This is a genomic window from Vibrio sp. VPAP30 (assembly GCF_001188205.1).
In the GTDB taxonomy this organism is placed as follows: Bacteria; Pseudomonadota; Gammaproteobacteria; order Enterobacterales; family Vibrionaceae; genus Vibrio; species Vibrio bivalvicida.
In genome coordinates, this window is the sequence record NZ_LBLS01000043.1 from 266,944 (window position 1) to 287,046 (window position 20,103).

At 44.7% G+C, this 20,103-nt stretch carries 23 protein-coding genes; 13 read left to right on the forward strand and 10 right to left on the reverse strand.

Annotated elements, in window-relative coordinates; genetic code table 11:
- Positions 1-143: 143 nt before the first annotated feature.
- The 3 genes from ZX61_RS21510 to queF form a co-directional block, all read right to left on the reverse strand.
- Positions 144-1,709 (reverse strand): GGDEF domain-containing protein, encoded by a 1,566-nt coding sequence (locus tag ZX61_RS21510; protein ID WP_049846629.1) that lies wholly within the window; start codon positions 1,707-1,709, stop codon positions 144-146.
- A gap of 100 nt (positions 1,710-1,809) precedes the next feature.
- Positions 1,810-4,080, reverse strand: coding sequence for a tetratricopeptide repeat protein (locus ZX61_RS21515; protein WP_049846630.1), 2,271 nt, complete (start codon positions 4,078-4,080; stop codon positions 1,810-1,812).
- A 13-nt stretch (positions 4,081-4,093) separates the two neighbouring features.
- Positions 4,094-4,939 carry an NADPH-dependent 7-cyano-7-deazaguanine reductase QueF gene (gene queF / locus ZX61_RS21520; protein WP_049846631.1) on the reverse strand — a complete coding sequence of 282 codons (846 nt, stop codon included), beginning with the start codon at positions 4,937-4,939 and terminating at the stop codon, positions 4,094-4,096.
- Positions 4,940-5,021: 82 nt separating this feature from the next.
- On the opposite strand from queF, the gene syd reads away from it, so the two are divergent.
- Both syd and ZX61_RS21530 read left to right on the forward strand, forming a co-directional pair.
- Positions 5,022-5,567: a SecY-interacting protein gene (syd, locus tag ZX61_RS21525; protein WP_049846632.1), complete on the forward strand. Its 546-nt coding sequence runs from the start codon at positions 5,022-5,024 to the stop codon at positions 5,565-5,567.
- A 2-nt stretch (positions 5,568-5,569) separates the two neighbouring features.
- Positions 5,570-6,346, forward strand: coding sequence for a Zn-ribbon-containing protein (locus ZX61_RS21530; RefSeq protein WP_049846633.1), 777 nt, complete (start codon positions 5,570-5,572; stop codon positions 6,344-6,346).
- 26 nt (positions 6,347-6,372) lie between these two features.
- Here the strand turns inward: ZX61_RS21530 and ZX61_RS23860 are convergent, their stop codons facing one another.
- From ZX61_RS23860 to ZX61_RS21545, 4 genes are read right to left on the reverse strand one after another with little or no spacing between them, the layout of a single operon-like run.
- Positions 6,373-6,549, reverse strand: coding sequence for a DUF2897 family protein (locus ZX61_RS23860; protein WP_064490115.1), 177 nt, complete (start codon positions 6,547-6,549; stop codon positions 6,373-6,375).
- A gap of 8 nt (positions 6,550-6,557) precedes the next feature.
- The gene (locus ZX61_RS21535; protein ID WP_200904266.1) at positions 6,558-7,232 is read right to left on the reverse strand and encodes a M15 family metallopeptidase; all 675 of its coding nucleotides are present in this window, start codon (positions 7,230-7,232) and stop codon (positions 6,558-6,560) included.
- Positions 7,233-7,234: 2 nt separating this feature from the next.
- Positions 7,235-8,368: a succinyl-diaminopimelate desuccinylase gene (gene dapE, locus ZX61_RS21540; RefSeq protein ID WP_049846635.1), complete on the reverse strand. Its 1,134-nt coding sequence runs from the start codon at positions 8,366-8,368 to the stop codon at positions 7,235-7,237.
- 21 nt (positions 8,369-8,389) lie between these two features.
- Positions 8,390-8,737 (reverse strand): ArsC family reductase, encoded by a 348-nt coding sequence (locus tag ZX61_RS21545; RefSeq protein WP_049846636.1) that lies wholly within the window; start codon positions 8,735-8,737, stop codon positions 8,390-8,392.
- 225 nt (positions 8,738-8,962) lie between these two features.
- Here ZX61_RS21545 and ZX61_RS21550 point away from each other — a divergent pair, with 225 nt between their 5' ends.
- Positions 8,963-9,244, forward strand: a complete 282-nt coding sequence (locus ZX61_RS21550) for a winged helix-turn-helix domain-containing protein (RefSeq protein ID WP_049846637.1) — start codon at positions 8,963-8,965, stop codon at positions 9,242-9,244.
- Positions 9,245-9,293: 49 nt separating this feature from the next.
- Here the strand turns inward: ZX61_RS21550 and ZX61_RS21555 are convergent, their stop codons facing one another.
- On the reverse strand, positions 9,294-9,653 hold the full coding sequence (locus ZX61_RS21555) for a DUF4156 domain-containing protein (protein WP_049846638.1): 360 nt from the start codon (positions 9,651-9,653) through the stop codon (positions 9,294-9,296).
- The gene (locus tag ZX61_RS21560; RefSeq protein WP_049846639.1) at positions 9,637-9,981 is read right to left on the reverse strand and encodes a DUF2956 domain-containing protein; all 345 of its coding nucleotides are present in this window, start codon (positions 9,979-9,981) and stop codon (positions 9,637-9,639) included. The genes ZX61_RS21555 and ZX61_RS21560 overlap by 17 nt, the downstream gene beginning before the upstream one ends.
- An 84-nt stretch (positions 9,982-10,065) precedes the next feature.
- Between ZX61_RS21560 and ZX61_RS21565 the strand changes: the two genes are divergently transcribed.
- Together ZX61_RS21565 and ZX61_RS21570 are read left to right on the forward strand one after the other, a co-directional pair.
- Entirely contained in the window at positions 10,066-10,602 is a 537-nt protein-coding gene (locus ZX61_RS21565; RefSeq protein WP_049846998.1) for a TPR domain-containing protein, read from the forward strand.
- Between the two features lie 32 nt (positions 10,603-10,634).
- A complete protein-coding gene (locus tag ZX61_RS21570; RefSeq protein WP_049846640.1) occupies positions 10,635-11,300 on the forward strand; it encodes an SDR family NAD(P)-dependent oxidoreductase in 666 nt (221 codons plus the stop codon).
- Positions 11,301-11,391: 91 nt separating this feature from the next.
- On the opposite strand, the gene nrfA is transcribed toward ZX61_RS21570, so the two are convergent.
- Complete coding sequence (gene nrfA, locus ZX61_RS21575) at positions 11,392-12,825, reverse strand: ammonia-forming nitrite reductase cytochrome c552 subunit (protein WP_049846641.1); 1,434 nt, start codon at positions 12,823-12,825, stop codon at positions 11,392-11,394.
- Between the two features lie 476 nt (positions 12,826-13,301).
- Between nrfA and nrfB the strand changes: the two genes are divergently transcribed.
- The 8 genes from nrfB to ZX61_RS21615 all read left to right on the forward strand — a co-directional run bounded on the left by nrfB (position 13,302) and on the right by ZX61_RS21615 (position 19,980).
- Positions 13,302-13,895 carry a cytochrome c nitrite reductase pentaheme subunit gene (gene nrfB / locus ZX61_RS21580; RefSeq protein WP_004744439.1) on the forward strand — a complete coding sequence of 198 codons (594 nt, stop codon included), beginning with the start codon at positions 13,302-13,304 and terminating at the stop codon, positions 13,893-13,895.
- Position 13,896: 1 nt separating this feature from the next.
- Complete coding sequence (gene nrfC, locus ZX61_RS21585; protein WP_049846642.1) at positions 13,897-14,583, forward strand: cytochrome c nitrite reductase Fe-S protein; 687 nt, start codon at positions 13,897-13,899, stop codon at positions 14,581-14,583.
- A 2-nt stretch (positions 14,584-14,585) separates the two neighbouring features.
- Positions 14,586-15,557: a cytochrome c nitrite reductase subunit NrfD gene (gene nrfD / locus ZX61_RS21590; protein ID WP_049846643.1), complete on the forward strand. Its 972-nt coding sequence runs from the start codon at positions 14,586-14,588 to the stop codon at positions 15,555-15,557.
- Between the two features lie 2 nt (positions 15,558-15,559).
- Entirely contained in the window at positions 15,560-17,455 is a 1,896-nt protein-coding gene (locus ZX61_RS21595; RefSeq protein ID WP_049846644.1) for a heme lyase CcmF/NrfE family subunit, read from the forward strand.
- Complete coding sequence (locus ZX61_RS21600; protein ID WP_004744443.1) at positions 17,433-17,972, forward strand: DsbE family thiol:disulfide interchange protein; 540 nt, start codon at positions 17,433-17,435, stop codon at positions 17,970-17,972. The genes ZX61_RS21595 and ZX61_RS21600 overlap by 23 nt, the downstream gene beginning before the upstream one ends.
- Positions 17,969-18,424 (forward strand): heme lyase NrfEFG subunit NrfF, encoded by a 456-nt coding sequence (gene nrfF, locus ZX61_RS21605; protein WP_049846645.1) that lies wholly within the window; start codon positions 17,969-17,971, stop codon positions 18,422-18,424. Before ZX61_RS21600 ends, nrfF begins: the two co-directional genes overlap by 4 nt.
- 112 nt (positions 18,425-18,536) lie before the next feature.
- On the forward strand, positions 18,537-18,995 hold the full coding sequence (locus ZX61_RS21610; protein ID WP_049846999.1) for a DUF2919 domain-containing protein: 459 nt from the start codon (positions 18,537-18,539) through the stop codon (positions 18,993-18,995).
- An 82-nt stretch (positions 18,996-19,077) separates the two neighbouring features.
- Positions 19,078-19,980, forward strand: a complete 903-nt coding sequence (locus ZX61_RS21615; protein WP_049846646.1) for a Dyp-type peroxidase — start codon at positions 19,078-19,080, stop codon at positions 19,978-19,980.
- Positions 19,981-20,103 lie beyond the last annotated feature (123 nt).

A 20,103-nucleotide genomic window follows, 5' to 3' on the forward strand; every position in this document is an offset into this window, starting at 1 on the left:
TCTGCATGCGTTGGATGATATTGGGGAAATCAAGCAAACGCTTATTAAGCTTAGCAGCTTTTTACAGATAATAAACCTAACTAGTTGATATCTATAGATCAATCACATTACTAAAACAATTATTAGCAAGAAAGGGTAACGACTTAGCGCCAAACGAGTTGGTTCTTGCCGAGTGTTTTAGCTTCGTTGAGGCAAAGGTTAAGGCGCTCTAAGATTTCTTCTGGAGTGTCTGAATCTTTAAAGGCTGTACTTGCAGCCGACAGGGTGATGGTCAAGTTACGATCGCGGAACTTAAATGGCAGTTTAGAGACTTGGTTCTGAATTGCTTGAATCATATTGAATGCATTGCTATCAGATAGTTCGGGAAGCAACAGAACGAATTCTTCACCAGAGAAACGAGCAATAGTATCGGTATCACGAACTTCTTTTTTGATGGTACGAGCGATTATCTTGAGTGCTTTATCTCCGGCAGCATAACCAAAGCTGTCGTTGATCGCTTTAAAACCATCGACATCTAGTATAACGACGCGAAGGGGATGCTGGGCGCGAATCCAACGGCGGTATTCAAGCTCAAGGCGATCGCCAAATGCCGCGCGGTTGTATACTTTAGTCAATGGATCAAGCAGCATGCGCTGAGCTTGATCCTCTAGGCGTCGACGATAGTCCTGAGTGACTTCAAATAGGGCTTCTAGTTGGTTCTTACCGTAATCCATTCGCTCAAGTAGGGCTTGCTCACGTTGCTCGGCATGTTTTAAGCGCTCTGATAGCGAGCTGAGTTGAGCCAATAAAGGGTTCACTTGCTGTTTCAGTGAATCTAAGCTTTCGGCACCTGCAACTTTTGCCTGAGTATCTGCCACTAGCTCGGATAACTCGTCGTTCATTTCCTGTCGGTGAGCAAAATAGCTTTGAGATTGCTGAGAGTTCTGTAGTGAACTCTTTAACGAAGAGGAGAGAGAAGCGTTAACTTGTTCCAGAAACTGTTCTGAGGTTTTTCGTTCATAATGCGTCCCTTCGATGACCAGTTTGAGTGTTTGTAATGTCAGTTCCAAAAGAACATGACTGTTTACACCAATCAGTAGCTTAGCGCGAATATCTGTGAGCAATTCTCCAGACTCACCTTCAAAATCCAGTTCAGTAATTAGGTGCTGTAGTTCTTCACAAAGGCGAAGTAGCAGTTCACGATCTGAACTGGCTGCAATTTGATTGACACTGTAGTCAGGGTTGGTGGTAATAATTTTGACTGAGCGTTCATAGAGACTAAGCAGCCTAAGTGCTTGCTCTGATCTCGGGTGCTTAAGGCCATTGGAATAACTGAGTAAATCGCGCAGGTCGCGCTTGATTTTAGCGGGCAGACCAGTCAGGCGCAGCAGCGTTTCGCCACTATGCTTTATTTGGCTGTCTAAATGTTCAGTTTGTTGTTCCATAGCCAAGCCTTGTTGTTTTAGCAAACGTTCCAATACCGCAAGTTTTGGTATTAAGGAGCTGACGTCTTGCTGCTGCTCGATAGCTTGTATTAGTTCTGTTAGTCCCGCTTGTAGCCGCGGGTTTTCACATTTATAAGCACTACTCAAAGACGCGATCACACGCTGAAGTACCTTTTGTTCTCTATTAAATTTGAACGAGGTATCCCTTTGTGTCAATCGAACTTGTTCCAATTGAGATTTCAGGTTGTGCAGCTGTGACTGAAGATCTTGTTCGATAACGCCCATGAATAAACTTAAAAATAGAATCTACTTGTATCTAGTGATCTGTCGATAATATCAAATAAATCGCACGCGTCACGACTTACAACGTTTGATTGATGAGCTTTTATTCATCTTTTAGCAGTTTTTTGATGCCGTCCTCATTCTTGAAAGAAGAGTGAACTTTTATTAGCCCCTGATTAATAGAGTGCTTGCAAGCCTTGCGGATATTGCCTGTGGCTAAACTTGCTGCTGGTGCGTTCTCAATTGCGCGTAAATAGACCCACTGACTCGAGTGTTCTTTCATACTTAATGTTCTAGCAGTACTGGTTGACATTAGTAGTACATCAACTAGTTCCTTATCATTAACTGCAGTATACGCTCTTGGGAGGAAAGGATAATCCGCCATACCAATACGGATGATGCGATTGAGCAGTCGGTCTGGTTCAAATTCAAGGATCCACTGTTGAATCTTTTCAAATAGTTGTTCTGGGTTGGTATTGCGCTCACTATTTGGCTCTATATAAAGCAAGTTTGCATCAGAAAAGTGATATATCCGTGCAGGATGTTCAACGCGCTGTTTTAAGTAGTCTCCAAAAGCGCGCTCAAGTTTCAGGCCTTCTTGGTAACCGTGCTGTAGATACATGTTGCGTAAAAACGGAACGTCAATCATTACAAAGCGCAGGCGATCATTGAGCGGTTCGTGGATCAGTTCTCCGACGTGCCATTTCTCAAATTTATGGCTGCTCTCTTCTAAAGAAGCGGGTAGCTTGGCGTTAAGCATACGCAGGTTTTTAAGGCCCGAGCGTGAGTGGGTGTAGAGATCTTCATTGAGGTCATCAAGCTCCTCTTTTTGCACATTGATGACATGTCCGCGGCGGAGAATAAAAACAAATAGCAGTGCGCAAAGGACAAACAGGGTAAATGTGATCTTTTGGAACTTGCGGTACTCGTTACGTGTTTCTTCTAGCTCTTGTTTTTGTCCACTTAAGTGCAAGGTCTGTTCAACGAATTCTTTTTGCTGGCGGAAGGCATCTTCACTGATCAAATCGAGTTCTTGTTGTTCGATTGTGGCTAACGAATTGTAGTGCTTAAGGTAGTCTAATGCTTGCTGATATTGACCATTGAGTTCATAGCCTAGGTAGAGCATTTGATAGGCGGATTTTTGCATACTGATATCTTGTAAGTCTTTTGCGATATCAAGTGCCTTGTTGGCTCTATCTAGGACTTTTTGTGGCTCTTTCTTATGGCGAGCGAGCCCGGCGTCAAGTAGGAGTGCGTAAGCTTTGAGTTTAGGGATATCGGCATACTCAAGTAACTCTTGCGCCCGTTCTAGATATTGTTCAGCCAACGTAAAGTTAACCAAATGCAAATAGGTTGCCGCCAAAGAGATACGAATATCAATCACGCTTTCAATATTGTTCTGCAATCGCTCATGATCCATCGCATTGAAATAGTGGACTAATGCGAGGTTGTACTTGCCTTGGTAGTAATAGATATCACCCATACGTTTAAGCAGTGGCGCCAAGGCTGGTGAGTTTTCGTAGTTGTCGTAAAAGTCTGCGGCTTGAGAAAAGTGATCATTGGCCTTGTCTAACACGCGACGATCATAGAAAAGCTGACCAAGAATGCGGTTGACCTCAGCAAGCTGGCGAGCAGAGTCGGTTTCAATCGCAGTCCAGTAGCTAATCAACAATTCTGATAGGGCACGATTATATTGTTTATTCGCTAACAAGTGCTTACCGACCGTAGTGTGATACTCAATCACAGTGGGAATTGACTTTGAGCTGTCTACATAGGGTTTTACTTCGAGGTATAGCTGGTCGGCAAGATCGGTACTCCCTTGCGCGGAGGCAATTTCGGCTTTAAGCATCTTCATGCGGTATTTGAGACCGCGAGCGAGTTGCTGAGGATTGTCGATGTGGCTGAATTTTTCTTCAATTTCAGCCATGTTCTGCTTTGCAGTTTCAGCATCACCATCTATCAGCCAAGAAAACCTGACTTCGACCAGTCTCAGATCAAGCAACAAGAAAGGAAGCTTATAAGACTCCGCTAACGATTTGGCCTGTTTCAGCAAACTGAGAGCTTCAAGTTGGTTTCCTAAGTTAAACTCGGCCCGAGCGAGAATACGTAAGGCATCGATTGTCCCCCCAGGAGTACGGGTTCGACTATCGGCTTCATCGCGAGAAATTGCTGAGGGGCTTTTTTCGGTTTTGTTAGTTAAGGTACGCTGGGTTAAATAATCCGTCGCAAGCTGCTTAGCTTGTTTAGGGACAATATCAACTAAACCATTGGCTTCACTCAAAACTGCCGATGAATACAAGGTATTCGCCCATAGTGGCGCAGAGAGAAGGAGTAACAATGCGCTAATAAAGCGTTCCCAGCGTACTTTTATCATTAGTGTTGACGTCCTATTGTCGAGCCATACGTTGATTGTGACTAGGTTGGCTGTTTACGTTAGAGCGATAAGGGTTGATATCTAAACCACCACGCCTTGTATAACGTGCGTAAACCGTCAACGTTTCAGGCTGGCAGAATTCCATAATGTCAGTGAAAATACGCTCAACACATTGTTCATGAAACTCATTGTGCTCGCGAAATGAGACAAGGTAGCGAAGCAGGGCTTCACGATCTATTTGCTTACCCTTGTATTGAATTTCGACACTGCCCCAATCCGGTTGGTTAGTGATTAGACAGTTTGATTTCAATAAGTGGCTGTGTAGGCTCTCTTCGACAAGTTCACCGATTGCAGCACCTTGAATCAACGTGCGGTCAAAGTCATAGTTAGTGATCTCAATATCTTGCTCATCAATGCACTCGCCATCCATTGTTACGACAACAGAATCGGTGTAATCCACCACTGAACGTACAGTAACGGAAACAGTTTCACCTGCGCATGCCGAAAGATCCTGTACTAAAGTCTGTTCCACGTGATCCCAAGACGAAAAACGAGTTTGGTTGAAGCTGTTTAGATACAACTTGAATGACTTAGATTCAATCAGGTTAGCGCTAGTCGCAGGAATTGACACTTCGCCAATCGCCACTTGTGGTAAGCCTTTCTCATTGAGCCAAGAGAGTTCGTAAAGCGTCCAAATATCACAACCTCGAAACGGCAATGAATCGCCAAGATTTAAGTCATCACGGTTGAGGCTACGAGGAACCGGTTGCAACAAACTTGAATCATATTGGTTCGAATACTCAGTCTTTTGACCGAGCGTCAGGCCAGTAAGCTCTTTAGCGTCAGAATATTTGCTCATACTTTTGTTCATTTTCTATTAGAATGTCGAGAATTTTACGCAATCCCGCACTTAAAAGCGAATATTCATGTTGGAGAATCTAATGGCTGACCATGCCTTGCAAGCGTTGCTCTCATTCAGCAAAAAATACCGTCAGGCTTATCTTGATGCACATGGCCATCTTCCAAGAAGTGAAGAGTTGGTTGATTTAGTGTCGCCTTGTGTCGAGAGTAAAACGGATAATGCAGTTGAGTGGCAGGCGTACCAAAGAGAGCAAGCTGCAGATTTTACCAATGTAGAAAATGGTATTGAGCTAACACTGCATGAAGACATCAAAACCTTTTATGGCTCTCAATACAGTGCAGATATGGATGCGACTTGGCAGGGCAACGAGCTAACGCTGCTGCAAGTATGGAGCGATGATGACTTTGTTCGTTTACAAGAGAACATTCTAGGCCATCTGGTGACTCAGCGCCGTTTGAAGTTAAAGCCAACCGTGTTTATCGGCGCTACGGATGCGGAATTGGATGTTGTCTCAATCTGTAACTTAACAGGGAACGTGATTTTAGAGCGACTAGGCACAGATAAGCGCGATGTCTTAGCACAAGACATCGCCGAGTTTTTGGCCAACCTAGAACCTGTGGTGTAATCATGTACGTTGTAGAACTTCAGTTTGAGTGTTTTGATAACACCACGATTAGTGCGGTCGACAAAGCGATTAATGGCTTAATGGATGCTCTGCGTTATAACGGTCAAGTGTTGGGGCGTGAGTTTCCAATTGTGATGGGGGAAGGCGAGTTTTTTGCTCGAGTGGTTTGCCCCGAGCAAGACAGTTTACACCCAAGCTACCATTCTGACTTTGTAAAGGTTTGCTTGAACCGCCTGTCTGAGGCAAGTCTACTTGCGCCTAAAATGCGTCTTCTTGGTCGTGACCTTAATTCTGAGGAGGCTGCGGAAGAGGAGCAACCAAGTTGGCAGGTGCTGTATACCACGTATGTTCATACCTGCTCTCCGCTAAGAAGTGGTGAAACACTATTACCTATCCCACTTTATCGCAATGAAGCGACGTTAAATGGTGATCATAAAGCGGTGGTAAAATGGCAGACCGAGTGGCAAGCGTGTGATGAAATACAGATGGCTGGTGGTTGCCGAGCCGAGCATGCTGCGTTGCATGAGATTTGTGATATAGACAGTGTACTATTTAAGCGTGGTTGGGATTTACGCGGTCGCATCGAATATATCACTAAGATACCAACATACTACTATCAGTATCGAGTCGGTGGACAAAGTCTCGCAGACGAAAAAGCACGTAAATGTCCTAAGTGCGGCGGTGAGTGGCTATTAGATGAGCCATTACACGATATCTTCTACTTTAAGTGCGATGATTGCCGAATTGTCTCTAATATCTCCTGGGATCACCTCAAATAACACTTGAAAATAAAAAAGACGCTAATTTAAGCGTCTTTTTTGGAGTCTTGCGACTCTGGAGTCGTCTCTTCGCCATCGATGTGTGGTTTCTTTTCAGACTGACCAAACTTCATATTGGCTGTGTATTTAAGGGCTGCAATGTTGCCTATTACGACGCTCAACACAATAACAATAATAACCCATGGGTTAGTCAGTAAATCCATCACAGCACCTATTTTGAAATATTGCTAATAAACTGATTGTAGATCGTTTCGAGCTGTTCTAACACCGTCTTCTTACCCAAAATCGACGTTGAGGCAAGCTGTTGTTTGAGTGTCGATGCATCTAACTGCTTTAAGCATTGCTCGGCCACGTCTTTATGGCTGATATGCCAAGGTTCAACCGCGACACCACCGAGATCTTGGGCATAAGGAAAAAAGAACCCATAATCATGTAGATTGCGGCTTAACCAATCATAAAAGGCTTTCTGATGTCCAGTGAGATACTCCCAAGGTTCCAACTTGAGTGCTTCACCCTGAGGTAAGCTATCTCGATCAAACACATCAAAATCTGTTCCCCAGTGATGGCGACTGCCGCCAGGTAAGGCTGACCAACGAAGAATCGCGATAACCTTATTTGCTTCAGACAAAGATTCAGTGTTAATTACTTGGCTATCGCTGTCCAAGATGTCAGTTTTTCCCGACATCTTGTTATTCCAGATCGTGGTTTGGCGATCAAAATCGCGAAAGCCACTGGCGATATTGAAATTAAATCCAGCCTCAGTGGCTGACTGTTTCAGTGCCAGTAAATCTTGGCTCACTGCAGCGTGAACCAAGAATGCTTTTTGACCAACCACAGTTTCAACCAGATGGCTGGTGGATTGACCTGTCAGTTGCTCTGGTGTCATGATTAAGCTAATAGGTTTTCCAATGTTTTTTGGTACATCTCGGTCAGTTTTTCTAAGTCTGAAACCTTAACGCACTCGTTCACTTTGTGAATGGTAGCGTTTACTGGACCTAGCTCAACCACCTGGCCACCCATACGGGCAATAAATCGACCGTCAGAAGTACCGCCTGTCGTCAGCAGCGCAGGCTTAGTTTGGTTAACCGCATCTACCGCATCAACCACTGCATCAAGTAGCGCACCGGTATCGGTCAGGAACGGGTCGCCATTAAACGTCCATTTAAGATCATAGTCTAAGTCATGCTTGTTTAATGTTTCAGTTACACGAGAAACAATGGCATCGTTGTTTAGCTCAGTACTAAATCGCAAGTTGAACTGAACGTTAAACTCGCCAGGAATGACATTTGATGCGCCCGTGCCTGCATGGACATTAGGGATCTGGAAACTGGTTGGTGGGAAGTAGGCATTGCCTTTATCCCACTCAGTGGTTGCCAATTCATGGATAGCCATCAGAGATTGGTGAACCGGGTTTTTCGCCAGGTGTGGGTAGGCGACATGGCCTTGAATTCCTTTGACTGTAAGATCGCCAGTAATAGACCCACGGCGACCATTCTTCACGACATCACCCACAATCTCAGTGCTTGAAGGCTCACCGACAATACACATGTCGATGTTTTCGCCGCGCTCCATCAGTGTTTCAACCACACGGACTGTTCCGTTAATAAAAGGGCCTTCTTCATCTGATGTGATTAAGAAACCAATCGAACCCTTGTGATCTGGGTTATCAGCAATGAACTGTTCAACCGCCACAATCATACTTGCCAGAGAACCTTTCATATCGGCTGCGCCGCGACCGTGCAAGAAGCCATCTTTGATGGTTGGTTCAAAGGGAAGGGTGTCCCATAGCTCCAATTTACCAGCTGGCACGACATCTGTGTGACCAGCAAATGCGAATAGGGGAGCTTGTGTACCACGGCGAGCCCAGAAGTTGGTGGTATCCTCAAACACCATGACTTCAATTTCGAAGCCCAGTGCTTTAAGTCGCTCAATCATTACCTCTTGGCAGCCTGCGTCTTCAGGTGTTACCGATTGGCGACTAATTAAATTTTTTGCGAGAGCCAGAGTTGGGCTATCTGTCATCCTTGAAATCCTTACGAAAAATTATGAAAAAATAGTAGCGTATTGGTCAGCTTTGAAGCCTAGATGGTATTCAGCACCTGAAACCAGAATTGGGCGTTTGATCATTGCTGGCTGCTCAACTAAAAGCTCAATTGCGTTCGCTTCGTTTAGCGACTCTTTTTGTTCTTGAGTCAGTTGGCGGTAGGTTGTGCCGCGCTTGTTGAGAACGTTTTCCCAGTCAAGTTGTTGGCAGAAAGTTTCTACCAAAGCTTTGTCGATACCTTGCTTACGGTAATCGTGAAAATTGTATTCCACTCCTTCAGCTTCAAGCCATTTTTTGGCTTTTTTGATTGTGTCGCAGTTAGGAATGCCATACATGGTGATTGTCATAGTGGAACCTTTGAAAGTGACTTTGGGCAATCTGCCCTTGTTGTTTTTTAGTTTGTTTTTGCATCCTAGCAGGAAGTGAGGAGCGAGACAAAAGTGTGATGTATATATTTCATTGAGCAAAAAAAATGTGTTTCAGGCAAAGGCGATCGTCGAGTTTTTGATCAAACTCAACACACTTACGAGCAAAACAGAAATAATGACTCTAGAAATTTTAAGGAGATATCAATGGAATTGAGTCCTGTTTTTGCAAGGCGCTTGTATCTTGCACTGCTTGTTGAAAATCTAGAGCGTCCAAATGTACCCAAATTAATTGAGCAAACAGGTTGGCCACGTCGTACTATCCAAGACGTGATTAAGGCTTTACCGGGGATTGGCATTGAATTGATGTTTGTCCAAGATGGACGACGCCATAACGATGGCTATTATCAGCTATCCGATTGGGGACCTTTTGACAGTCAATGGGTTCTAGAAAGGGAGACTGACATCGCTGCAAGCCTTGGCTTTTAGGCGAATGAATTGAATACACAAACCTAGCCTTTAAACGCTAGGTTTGTTGCTATTGGTTGCTACTTTTTTCAGGACAGTTGTAGGCATTGCCCATTACCGTGAATGAGGAAATAAAATCTTGCGGTTGAACCAGATAAACAGTGTTAGCACCTAGATCAAATGCTTGATTTTTAATGTCATTCAGAGCACCGCGCACCATCACATCATTAGGGAAGAAGATATAACTGTACCAGTGACCTTCGCTTCCCGTTACTTCTCCTAGCCACTGACAATCGTCGGCATTAAACTGAGCATCTAGGCGCAGATGTACTCCACTGGCATCTGGATCCAATTTGGCGGTTGGTGTTGAACATCCAGCGAGCACAGCAAGAGTGGCTGCGAATACAATGTATTTAGTTTTGGCCAACATAGGCAATAAATCCTATCCAACTGATGACGAGTAACACCCAAGGTAATATTGAACGTTTGCTGTTGATTTCTTGGCTTTCAACTTCAACTTGTGTGTTGTCTATGCTTACATCTTGTTCAACTCTCTTTGCCTTTTGCGCCTTTTTCTTCGCTTTATCCGCTTGTCGAGAGCGCTCTTTCTGCTGTTTTTTGTATTGGGCGATACCTTTCTCGATACCTTGCGCAATCAGCTTTGTTTGTTCTTTTGTTTGACCAGGCTTTTGCGTTGCTTTGGCAATCTTCATCGCTTCTTGTTGTGTTTCTTGAGAAGGAACCACTTTATTTTTCATATTGATAGGTCTTGCTAGATCAAAGATGTATTTATCCTAACAGGATATACTTTGTCAGTAATGAACAAAAGCTTTGGAGTGCTGATGAAACGAGTTTTACTCGCCAGCTTGGTAATTGCCGTACCTGTGTATATTTGGCTTCAAGGCCAGCCACCTGCACCCATTGCAGAGCTTGAGCCGCAGCAGACTCATCAAGAGTGGATGTCGTCTTTGCAAGATCAGCTCAAGCAAGACCCAAATCAAGCTGAGCTTTGGTTTCAACTCGGACATGGCTATCTCAACAATCAAGATTTTCCCTCTGCTTTGACCTGTTTTGACTATGCAGTTCGATTAAGCCATCCACCGTCCGCTAACCAGCTAGCGGCAAAAGCAACCGCCCTTTACTATGTTCATAAGCAGAGAATGACACCTGAAGTCTCGTCTCTACTTGAACAAGCGTTGGTTATAGAAGCTAATAATCTCACCGCCTTAACCTTGATTGCTAGCGACCATTTTATTAGTTTCCGTTACCAAGAAGCGATAGATACTTGGACGCGTATGCTTGACTCTAATCATCCTGAATTGGATCGTGAAATGGTGATTCGATCTTTGAACCAAGCAAAAGCTCTGAATAACGGGTAAGCTGCGATTGAGAGAATAGAGAAGGAAGAATAATGATAGTTATCACTGGCGCTAGCAGTGGGTTAGGTGCCGCATTAGCGAAGCAATATGATGAACAAGATGCGCGAATCCACCTAACAGGGAGGAGTGAACAAAAGTTACTGCATGTCACCAGTCAGTTGTCCTCTAACACCACTTACCAAGCATGCGATCTCGCCAACCACAATGATGTTGAGTCACTGTTTGAGCAACTGGATGAAGTGCCAGACAAAATTATTCATTGTGCTGGCAGTGGCTACTTTGGCTTGCTAGAAGAACAAAACCCTGAGCAGATTGAAGCGCTAATTAAAAATAATCTCAGTTCAGCCATCAATGTTGTGCGTGAGTCAGTAAAACGCTACAAAGCGCAACCCGTTACGTTAGTTATGGTTATGTCTACGGCGGCGCAGCAACCCAAAGCTCAAGAGTCAACCTATTGCGCGGTGAAGTGGGCAGTGAAAGGGCTTATCGAATCCGTCCGTCTGGAGCTAAAAGGTCAGCCAATGAAGATTGTTGCCGTATACCCGGGTGGAATGGCGACGGAATTCTGGATGACCAGTGGCAAGGCGTTAAATACCGATGGTTTTATGTCTGTGCAAGATGCAGCATCAATGATCTACGGTGCGCTCACTGGGCTAGGTAATGGCTATGTGTCGGACATTACAGTAAACCGGGTGTGAGAAGAGTCATCTCAATCTAAACGTCATTCAGTGTCGCTATAAAATAACAAAGCCAGCAATTGCTGGCTTTGTCTATTAACGCTCTAGTGACTTATTGCTCGTAGCTAGCTTCGCGTTGTTCCGCGGCTTTCTTCCACTCTGGGACCACAGTTTTTAAGAAGTTCTCTTTATCAGAGTTCATCTTATCCATATCCATACCCAGTGCTTGTTGTGCAGCGGCTTTAGTCGAGATATCAGGCAGCTCTACAGGATCTGTGATGCCTTTCTTAGCCAATAGGCGAACAATCTTGGTGCGAGCATCTGCCGCGCGGTCTACCGCTGTACCTAATACTTCAAGTGCGACTTCTGGAGCGTGCATATGTACACCGTGTGAGGCGATAGCATAGTCCCAGCGCCATTGAGCGTGGCGGATATCTTGAAGAATATCTTTCATCTCTTCTTCCGTGGCACCGGCTTTCCAAGCTGCGCCCGCTTCGAAGTGAGCAGCAACAATTTGCTTCTCAGCGGTCAGCTTCATGTTGAGCACTTGAGCTTTGCGAGTAGAAACAATGTCACGTAGCTGATCTTTAGACTGCGTATGACAATTTGCACAAGTGTCTTCGAAGCGATCAAATGGGTTACCGACTTTATGATCGGTGTAGACAGTGCCATCTTCTTTGGTCACTTTTGGCATATGACAGTCGACACACGCCACTTTGTTCTTACCATGAATGCCATCACGCCATGTTTCGTAACCTGGGTGTTGCGCTTTTAACATCGGTGCTTTAGAAACCTTGTGCGTCCAATCTTTAAAGCCAAGTGCGTCGTAGTACTCTTCCATATCATCGACAGTGGTGCCCATATCCCATGGGAATTTGACGGACTTGTTTGGACCTGTGAAGTAGTACTCTACGTGGCACTGACCACAGACAGAGGCTTGTTGATCAAGGCGAGATTGTTGCTCAAAAGGTTTGTCTATCGCCTTAAATGCGCGTTCAACATAAGGTTTTGCCAACGCAAGTGCTGGCTCACCATTCTTGAACTCTTCACTACGTGTATCGTGACAGTCTGCACAACCAATAGGGTTGTTAATTTGGTCACCTAAACGGGCCCATTTGCCTTTAAAGTAGCCGTCTTCACCGCGTTCATCGATTACGCGACCTACGTCTGGGCTTTTACAGCTCCAACATGCCATTGGCATTGGACCGGAAGTTTCATCTTGCGGCGCACCGGTACGTAATGTTTGGCGCACATCATCCACCGCGTAAAAGTGGCCACGAGCCTTGTTGTAATCTTTAGCGAAACCATAGCCAGCCCACAAAATCACCATATTCGGATCTTCTGCAAGTGCGTCTTCGATATGTTCGCTTTCTGAGGTGGCTTTCCAAGAGTGGTATTGATCAGGGTGCTGTTGCTCATACGCATCGTTGCGAGGATCAATTAAGCCTTTTTCTTCGGATGCAGCAAAGCTTGTGACACTCATGAGTGAAGTGGCCACAATTGCTAATGCTGCAGCGGATTTTGGTATCCAATGCAATTTATTCACAGTGCTATCTCCGTATTCTGTTTTTTATTAGCAGCGTTGTGAACTGGCTATATTCCAAACTAAGAATTGGAGAACTGAAATATATTGTAATAAATAGAAATAAAATAAATAACTTAGTAATAGTACTTAATTGTTTAAGATCAATTTTAACTAGTGATCCAGTTCAAATTCATCTACCTATACCCCTTTAGGGTTAGTTGGTGTGTGTCTGTACAAGAAATGAAAACTATTATCATCAATGACTTACAACATTGCCCTTTATATTGATAGGGTGATTGAGATCGAATTTTGAACAGTTTTGCCTACCCCTTTAGTGTAGGCGTTGTAATATATAATTTATTAGCGTTGTGGCTTTTCCAAAATAAGAATTGATCTCATTTGATGTGCTTTGAGCGCATTGAAGGATTTTAATTTTTAACCGTATTTTTAATTTGTTGATTGTTTTACGAATTAGTACGGAATAAGGAAAGGATAATATGGGCAATATAAAGTTGGCCATAGTCATAATGCTTAAGTCACTTCTAGCATTTTGCCTCTATGGTTATTCTCTTCATGCCGTAGCCGATACTTCAACAGTGCAGTCTGAAGACAAATCCGCACGTCATGAAGTCACGCTTATCCGTGACAAGGATTATAAGTGTATCCAATGTCATAAGGATTCGCAGCAGACCATCCATCAAACGCACACCACTGAGAAATTTGAGCAGATCGGCAAAACGCTGAACTGTACCACCTGTCACGGCAACATCGGGCCTGACCATCGTGAAGGGGCGCCAGTCGTGACTAAGTACGCGCCAGCTCAATCGCAGATGGGAAGCGACAAGGTGCAAATGCCGCATCAGGGAATACTTGATGCAAATAGCCAGTGTACCAACTGTCATACTTCAGAGCGGTTACATAAAGCGAGCTGGACGCATGACGTGCATGCCAAAAATCTTACCTGTTCAAATTGCCACAATGTTCACGCGGAGAAGAAGTCGAAAGTTCTTAGCCTAGAACGTAAGGACAAAATCAAGATGTGCGTGGATTGTCACTCGGATATTACCCAGCTAAAAGAAGAGGAGAAGTAGTATGAGTTGCTCAAGACGAAACTTCTTAACTGGCGCAGGCGCGGTTATCTTCACTACGGGTGTGGCGGGAACCGCTGTTATCAGTAGTCGAAAAACACTCGCTAATGTTGAACAAGATGGCAACAAGCTCTACGGGATGGTTCATGATGAAACCGCCTGTATCGGTTGTACCGCTTGTACGGATGCATGTCGTGATGTGAATAAGGTTCCTGAAGGGGTATCACGCCTCGAAATTATACGCAGCGAACCACAGGGTGAGTTCCCGAATGTTGATTACCGTTTTACCCGCAAATCTTGTCAGCATTGTGAAAATCCTCCTTGCGTCTATGTCTGCCCAACAGGTGCGGCGTACAAAGATGAGAAAACAGGTATTGTTGATGTCCATAAAGAGAAATGCGTTGGCTGTGGCTACTGTTTAGCTGCTTGTCCGTATCAAGTGCGTTTCTTTAACCCTGAAGATCACTCGGCTGATAAATGTAACTTCTGCCGCGATACCAACCTTGCCAAGGGCAAATTACCTGCTTGTGTTGAGTCTTGCCCAACTAAGGCACTGATATTTGGTGACCTTAACGATCCAAACAGCGAAATTAACCAAGTGTTAAACAGCGAAGTCGTTTATCGAGACAAGGCACACTTAGGCACTAAGCCTAAATTGTACAAAGTGCCTCATCAGAAAGGGGAGGTTTAATCATGACTGGTTTTGAAAGTGCATTCCACTTTGACTCTCTGGTGTGGGATTGGATTATTGCGGTTTACCTGTTCTTAGCGGGTATGTCTGCAGGGGCGGTAATGATTGCGCTTTATCTAAGGCGCAAAGTGATTGAAGGGGATCCGGCGAACAACGGTATCTTGAAGGCAATGGCATGGTTAGCGCCATTTGGTATCATCTCGGGTCTGACGATCTTGATTTTCCACCTTACCAAGCCTTTAGAGTTCTGGAAGATCATGATTTACTTCAATATGAACTCCGTGATGTCAATGGGGGTTATCCTATTCCAGGTCTACATGATCGTCTTGTTTATCTGGATTGGTATTCTATTCCGTCATCAAATCATCGGTTTCGCTGAAGGTAAACTGCCTAGTAAATTGCTCGATTTTGTCGATGGATTCTTAATTAAATCGGGCAAATACAACAATGCAATTGAACTCTTTTTAGGCTTCCTTGCGGTTGTTCTTGCTGCTTATACGGGCTTCCTGCTTTCAGCATTGAAAACATACCCAATGCTGAACAATCCAGTGTTGCCGATTTTGTTCTTGTTCTCCAGTCTTTCATCTGGAGCGGCTGCTTGTTTGATGTTTGGCATCTTAGTGTTCAAAGAGTCTGCGACAAGTCCAAGTGTTTCTTGGGTGCATAGTTTCGAGCGACCAGTGGTGCTGTTTGAACTGTTTGTGTTAGTCACCTTCTTTACCGGGCTTATCTTCAGTGGTGGTCAGAATGAAGTTGCGGCTTGGAATGCGATCGGTGGTGGCTTCTGGTCGAACTGGTTCTGGTTTGGGGTGGTGTTAATCGGCATGCTTTTACCTTTGACGCTTAATGCGGTTGCGCCAAAAGAGACGCGTCATAATGGTGGGTATATCTTTATGGTGACCACCTTAAGCTTGGTCGGTGTACTTATGTTACGAACCTTTATCCTCTACGCAGGCCAGATGACGGTAGTGTAAGTATGGTCGGAGAGCTAGGACACTTTGCATTAGTCTGGGTCGCGGTTTCAAGTTCGCTTATCTCGGCGGCTTATGCATGGAATAAATGGCAACAGCGAAGTGCCGCGCTCTCTTTATCATTGTTAGCAAGGCTTAATGGCGTTGTTGCGTCGTTAAGTCTTGTCGTTCTTGGCTACCTATTTGTTAGTGATCAGTTCCAGTTTCATTATGTCGCCTCTCACTCGAACACAGCGCTGCCTGATTTCTTCAAAATTGCCGCGGTGTGGGGAGGACATGAAGGGTCGATGCTATTTTGGGTTTTCACTTTAACTATCTGGTCGGCCTGTATCTCTTTTGTTCAACAGACTTGCAAAAAATACCTCGATGATGTGCTGTGGGTGATGCAGCTGTTTATCGCTGCGTTTGCCTGGTTCACCCTGATCGCTTCTAATCCATTCTCTTATGCTGAAGTTTGGTTAGAGCAAGGTCGAGACCTCAATCCAATGCTGCAAGATATCGGATTGATCTTCCATCCACCGCTGCTCTATTTGGGGTATATCGGTTTTTCTACCGTGTTGGCATTTGCCCTCGCAGCCTTAATGCAGGAAAGATTCGTCGATGATTGGGTAAAGCTCGCGACTCCTTGGGCAATATCTGCGTGGGCGTTTTTGACGCTGGGCATTTTGGTGGGTTCATGGTGGGCCTATAATGAACTAGGCTGGGGAGGCTGGTGGTTCTGGGACCCTGTTGAGAATGCGTCACTTTTGCCGTGGTTAACAGGGACTGCATTACTGCACGCTTTACTTGCAGCTAGCCGCTATCAACAGCAGCGAAGAACTGCACTGGCGCTAGCATTAGTGACTTTTAGCCTGAGTATTCTAGGCACTTTTATTGTGCGCTCTGGCGTACTTACATCAGTACACGCTTTTGCGGTGGATCCCGGTAAAGGTATTGCTCTGTTAGTGATTCTCGCCGTGACCTTGATTGGCTCATTTGCCTTGTTGTTTGAGCGAGGCGAGGCAATCAAGAGTCAACATGTTCAATCGCTCTTTGGGCGCAGCTATCTTGCCATCGCTTCTGTCGGCATGCTAGCGGTGGCGGCGTTTACAGTTTTTCTCGGTACTTTCTACCCTATGGTGTATGAACTTGTCGGGTTAGGCTCGGTATCGGTTGGTGCTCCTTATTTTAATACCTTGTTCTTACCTTTAGTTCTGCTTGCTCTCATTGGTATAGGATTGGTTCCATTACTCAAGTGGCATAAAGGCAGTCACTATTCCAAACAGCAGATCATCTTGTTATTTATCACCTCCATGCTCGTCGGCATGGTGATGTATTGGTTGCAAGATATGTGGTTCTCGCTAGCTGTCTCTGTGGTCTGGGGGCTAGGGGCTTGGGTGATAATCAGTCACTTGCTATTGGTGGTAAAGCAGCAAAAGCTTACCTTTATGGTGCTTGCTCACATTGGTTTGGCGATAAGCAGTATTGGCGCAGTGATGAATGCAGAACACTCTTTCGAAGTGAACCATAAAATGGCAGCGGGTAGCACTTTAGAATTTGGTGAGTGGCAAGTTGAATACCTTGATACTCATTGGGTTATTGGCGCTAACTATAGCGCTGAACAGGCGAAATTGAGATTCTCTTCCGAGCAGCGAAGCTTTACCTTGATACCAGAGCGTCGTCATTATCCTGTTCGGGTGATGAATATGAGTGAGCCTGCAATCCGGCCATTTTGGCATGGTGACTACTATGTGACGCTAGGCAGCAAAGTTGATGCCGATTCTTATGCGGTCAAGATCCAATATAAGGCGTATATCAGTTGGATTTGGGGCGGGGTGCTAGTCGCTATGCTCGGTGCTGTGTTACCTTTTCTCTCTCGTCGACGAAAGGAAGTGGCTCATGGCTTTATCAAGCAAGCATAAAATTACTCTCTTTAGCGTGATTTTAATGGGTTTTATTGGCTTTCTTATCGCAGGACTGAACACCCAGCAGTTTGGTCCAGCCTCCCAGCCCGTGGTTAGGCAGTTTCCGGAACAATCGATAGCGCTGCTTATGAAGCAGGCACAAGCGCAAAGCACACAGCTATTCCGTCATGAATATCAGCTAGTGAATGTATGGGCATCATGGTGTGGCGTATGTCGTAAAGAACATGCTTACCTCAACCAGCTAGCGAAATTCGGCATTCCTATCATTGGATTAAATTACCGTGATCAACGCTCAGGTGCGGTAAATTATCTTGGCCAGCTTGGTAACCCCTATAGTGAAGTTATGTTCGATCCCAAAGGTATTCTCTCTCTTGATCTCGGAGTAGTGGGAACGCCAGAAACTTACCTCGTCGATCAAAGTGGGGCGATTGTTTATAAACACCTCGGTGTTCTGAATCAAAATGTATGGGACAAGCATTTTGCTGACTTCTTTGCTGGTGGGGAGAACTCATGAACTTAAGGCTGGCTGTTGTGCAGTCTCTGTTGTTATTACTTTCGATAGTAGCGCCACTAAGTCTTGCGAGTGCAAACCAAGATGTCTTTGCCGCGGCTACGACAGAGCAAAACGTTCAAGTCGAGCTGTTTCAATTCGATTCGCCACATAAACAAAAGGTTGCTATTGAACTGGCAAAATCGCTACGTTGCCCCCAGTGTCAGAACCAAAATTTAGTCGAGTCCAACTCGCCGATCGCGAAAGACCTACGCTTGATTGTGTTTAGTAAAATCAACCAAGGACAAAGTGAGCAGCAAGTGATTGATTTTATGACAGCTCGATATGGCGAATTTGTTCTTTATAAGCCGGCCTTTAGCGCTAGCAATGCACTACTTTGGTTAGCGCCTGCTTTGCTTCTTCTGCTCTTTTTTGTCGTTTCGTTTAAACGAGTCCGAACCAAGCATCAGCAATAATCTCGCTGTGGCTATTCGCTATTATCTATCACTCTAATATGCAATAACTGATAGCAAAATACGCTAATTGGTATAGAGTGGAGTCTAATTGAATTCAAGCAGTGACATAGCAGTGCGTTACTCGTTAGAGCAATATGATAAACATGGTTTTTTAAGAGCGCCGAAACTGGTTTGGTTAGCGTGGCTGTTCTTAGCCAAAGCTTGGGTCGTGTTTGTGGTCGCCGGTGCTAGCCGCGAGAGTGGCAGTAAAATTCTTTCGATAGTTTACCCTGATCACAATATGCTTTATCTCGGGCTAGCGATGGGGATTCCGAGTATCCTATTAATGTGGATGGTGAGTCTGCGCAGCCCAGAGCGAGCATGGATAAATCACTTAGTGGCATACGGCAGAGGGATTACGCTTGTGACCGCAGCTGCTCAACTGTCTCAAACTTTGTATCATGTCTATCTAGTCCATGGCGCATTTAGCTGGACAAATGGCGCTGTGATGTTGTTGCTATTATGGTTGATTATTTACTTCGCAAAGAGTCGTAGTGTCAGAGATAGCTTTCGGAAAGTTCCGACACAGTAAACTTCCCCAGTGATGATCGCCATCAATATACAAAATTAATAACGAAATACACTGAGCAAAAAAATCGAGTGAGGAATTAAAAATGTCATACCCTCAAAGTGCAATTCTTCCTGAAGCAGGTCCTTTCGCGCAATACACCTTGCTTAAGGTCAATCAAAACGAAACCAAAGTGTTGGAGCAGCTTCAAGCTCTACCGACTCTAGTTGAAGAACTCAATAAGCAGCAACCCGGTGCAGAGTTAACCCTGTCGATTGGTTTTACTAAGGCATTTTGGAGCAAGCTTGATGTGGCTATGCCAGCAGAGCTCATCGACTTCCCACAACTTGGTGAAGGCGATGCAGTTGCGCCTAGTTCTGATGTTGATGTATTGATTCACTGTCACTCGAACCGTCATGACCTGCATTTTTACCTGTTGCGTAAGCTCTTTGCGCTAGTGTCTGAAGATGTTTCCGTCATTGATGAAACTTACGGCTACCGCTATCTAGATTCACGTGATATGACGGATTTTGTCGATGGTACGGAAAACCCGAAACAAGCTCAGCGTGAGGAAGTAGCGATCATTCCACAAGGGGAGTTTGCTGGTGGAAGCTATGTTATGGTGCAGCGTTTTATTCATGATCTGCCTTCTTGGAACCGCCTTAATGTTTCCGCGCAAGAGAAAGTGATCGGACGTACTAAGCCTGACTCAATTGAACTGGATGATGTTCCTGCAGCGTCGCATGTAGGGCGAGTCGATATTAAAGAAGAGGGCAAAGGGTTGAAGATTGTTCGTCATAGTTTGCCTTACGGTAGTGTTTCTGGTGAGCATGGTCTGTTGTTTATCGCGTATTGCAATACACTGCACAATTTTAAAGCGATGCTAGAAAGCATGTATGGTGTTACGGACGGTAAAACGGACCAACTCCTGCGTTTTACCAAAGCCGTAACGGGCGCATACTTGTTTGTACCTTCAAGTGATATGCTTGCGAGTTTAAAGCTTAAGTAGAACGATACAATTATCTATACTTCAACGATTTAAAACCGAACTTTAGTGTTCGGTTTTTTGCATTTATTCGTTAAAGAAAACCTGTATTTGCCGATAAAGAGAGTAACCCGAGAAAGGACATCA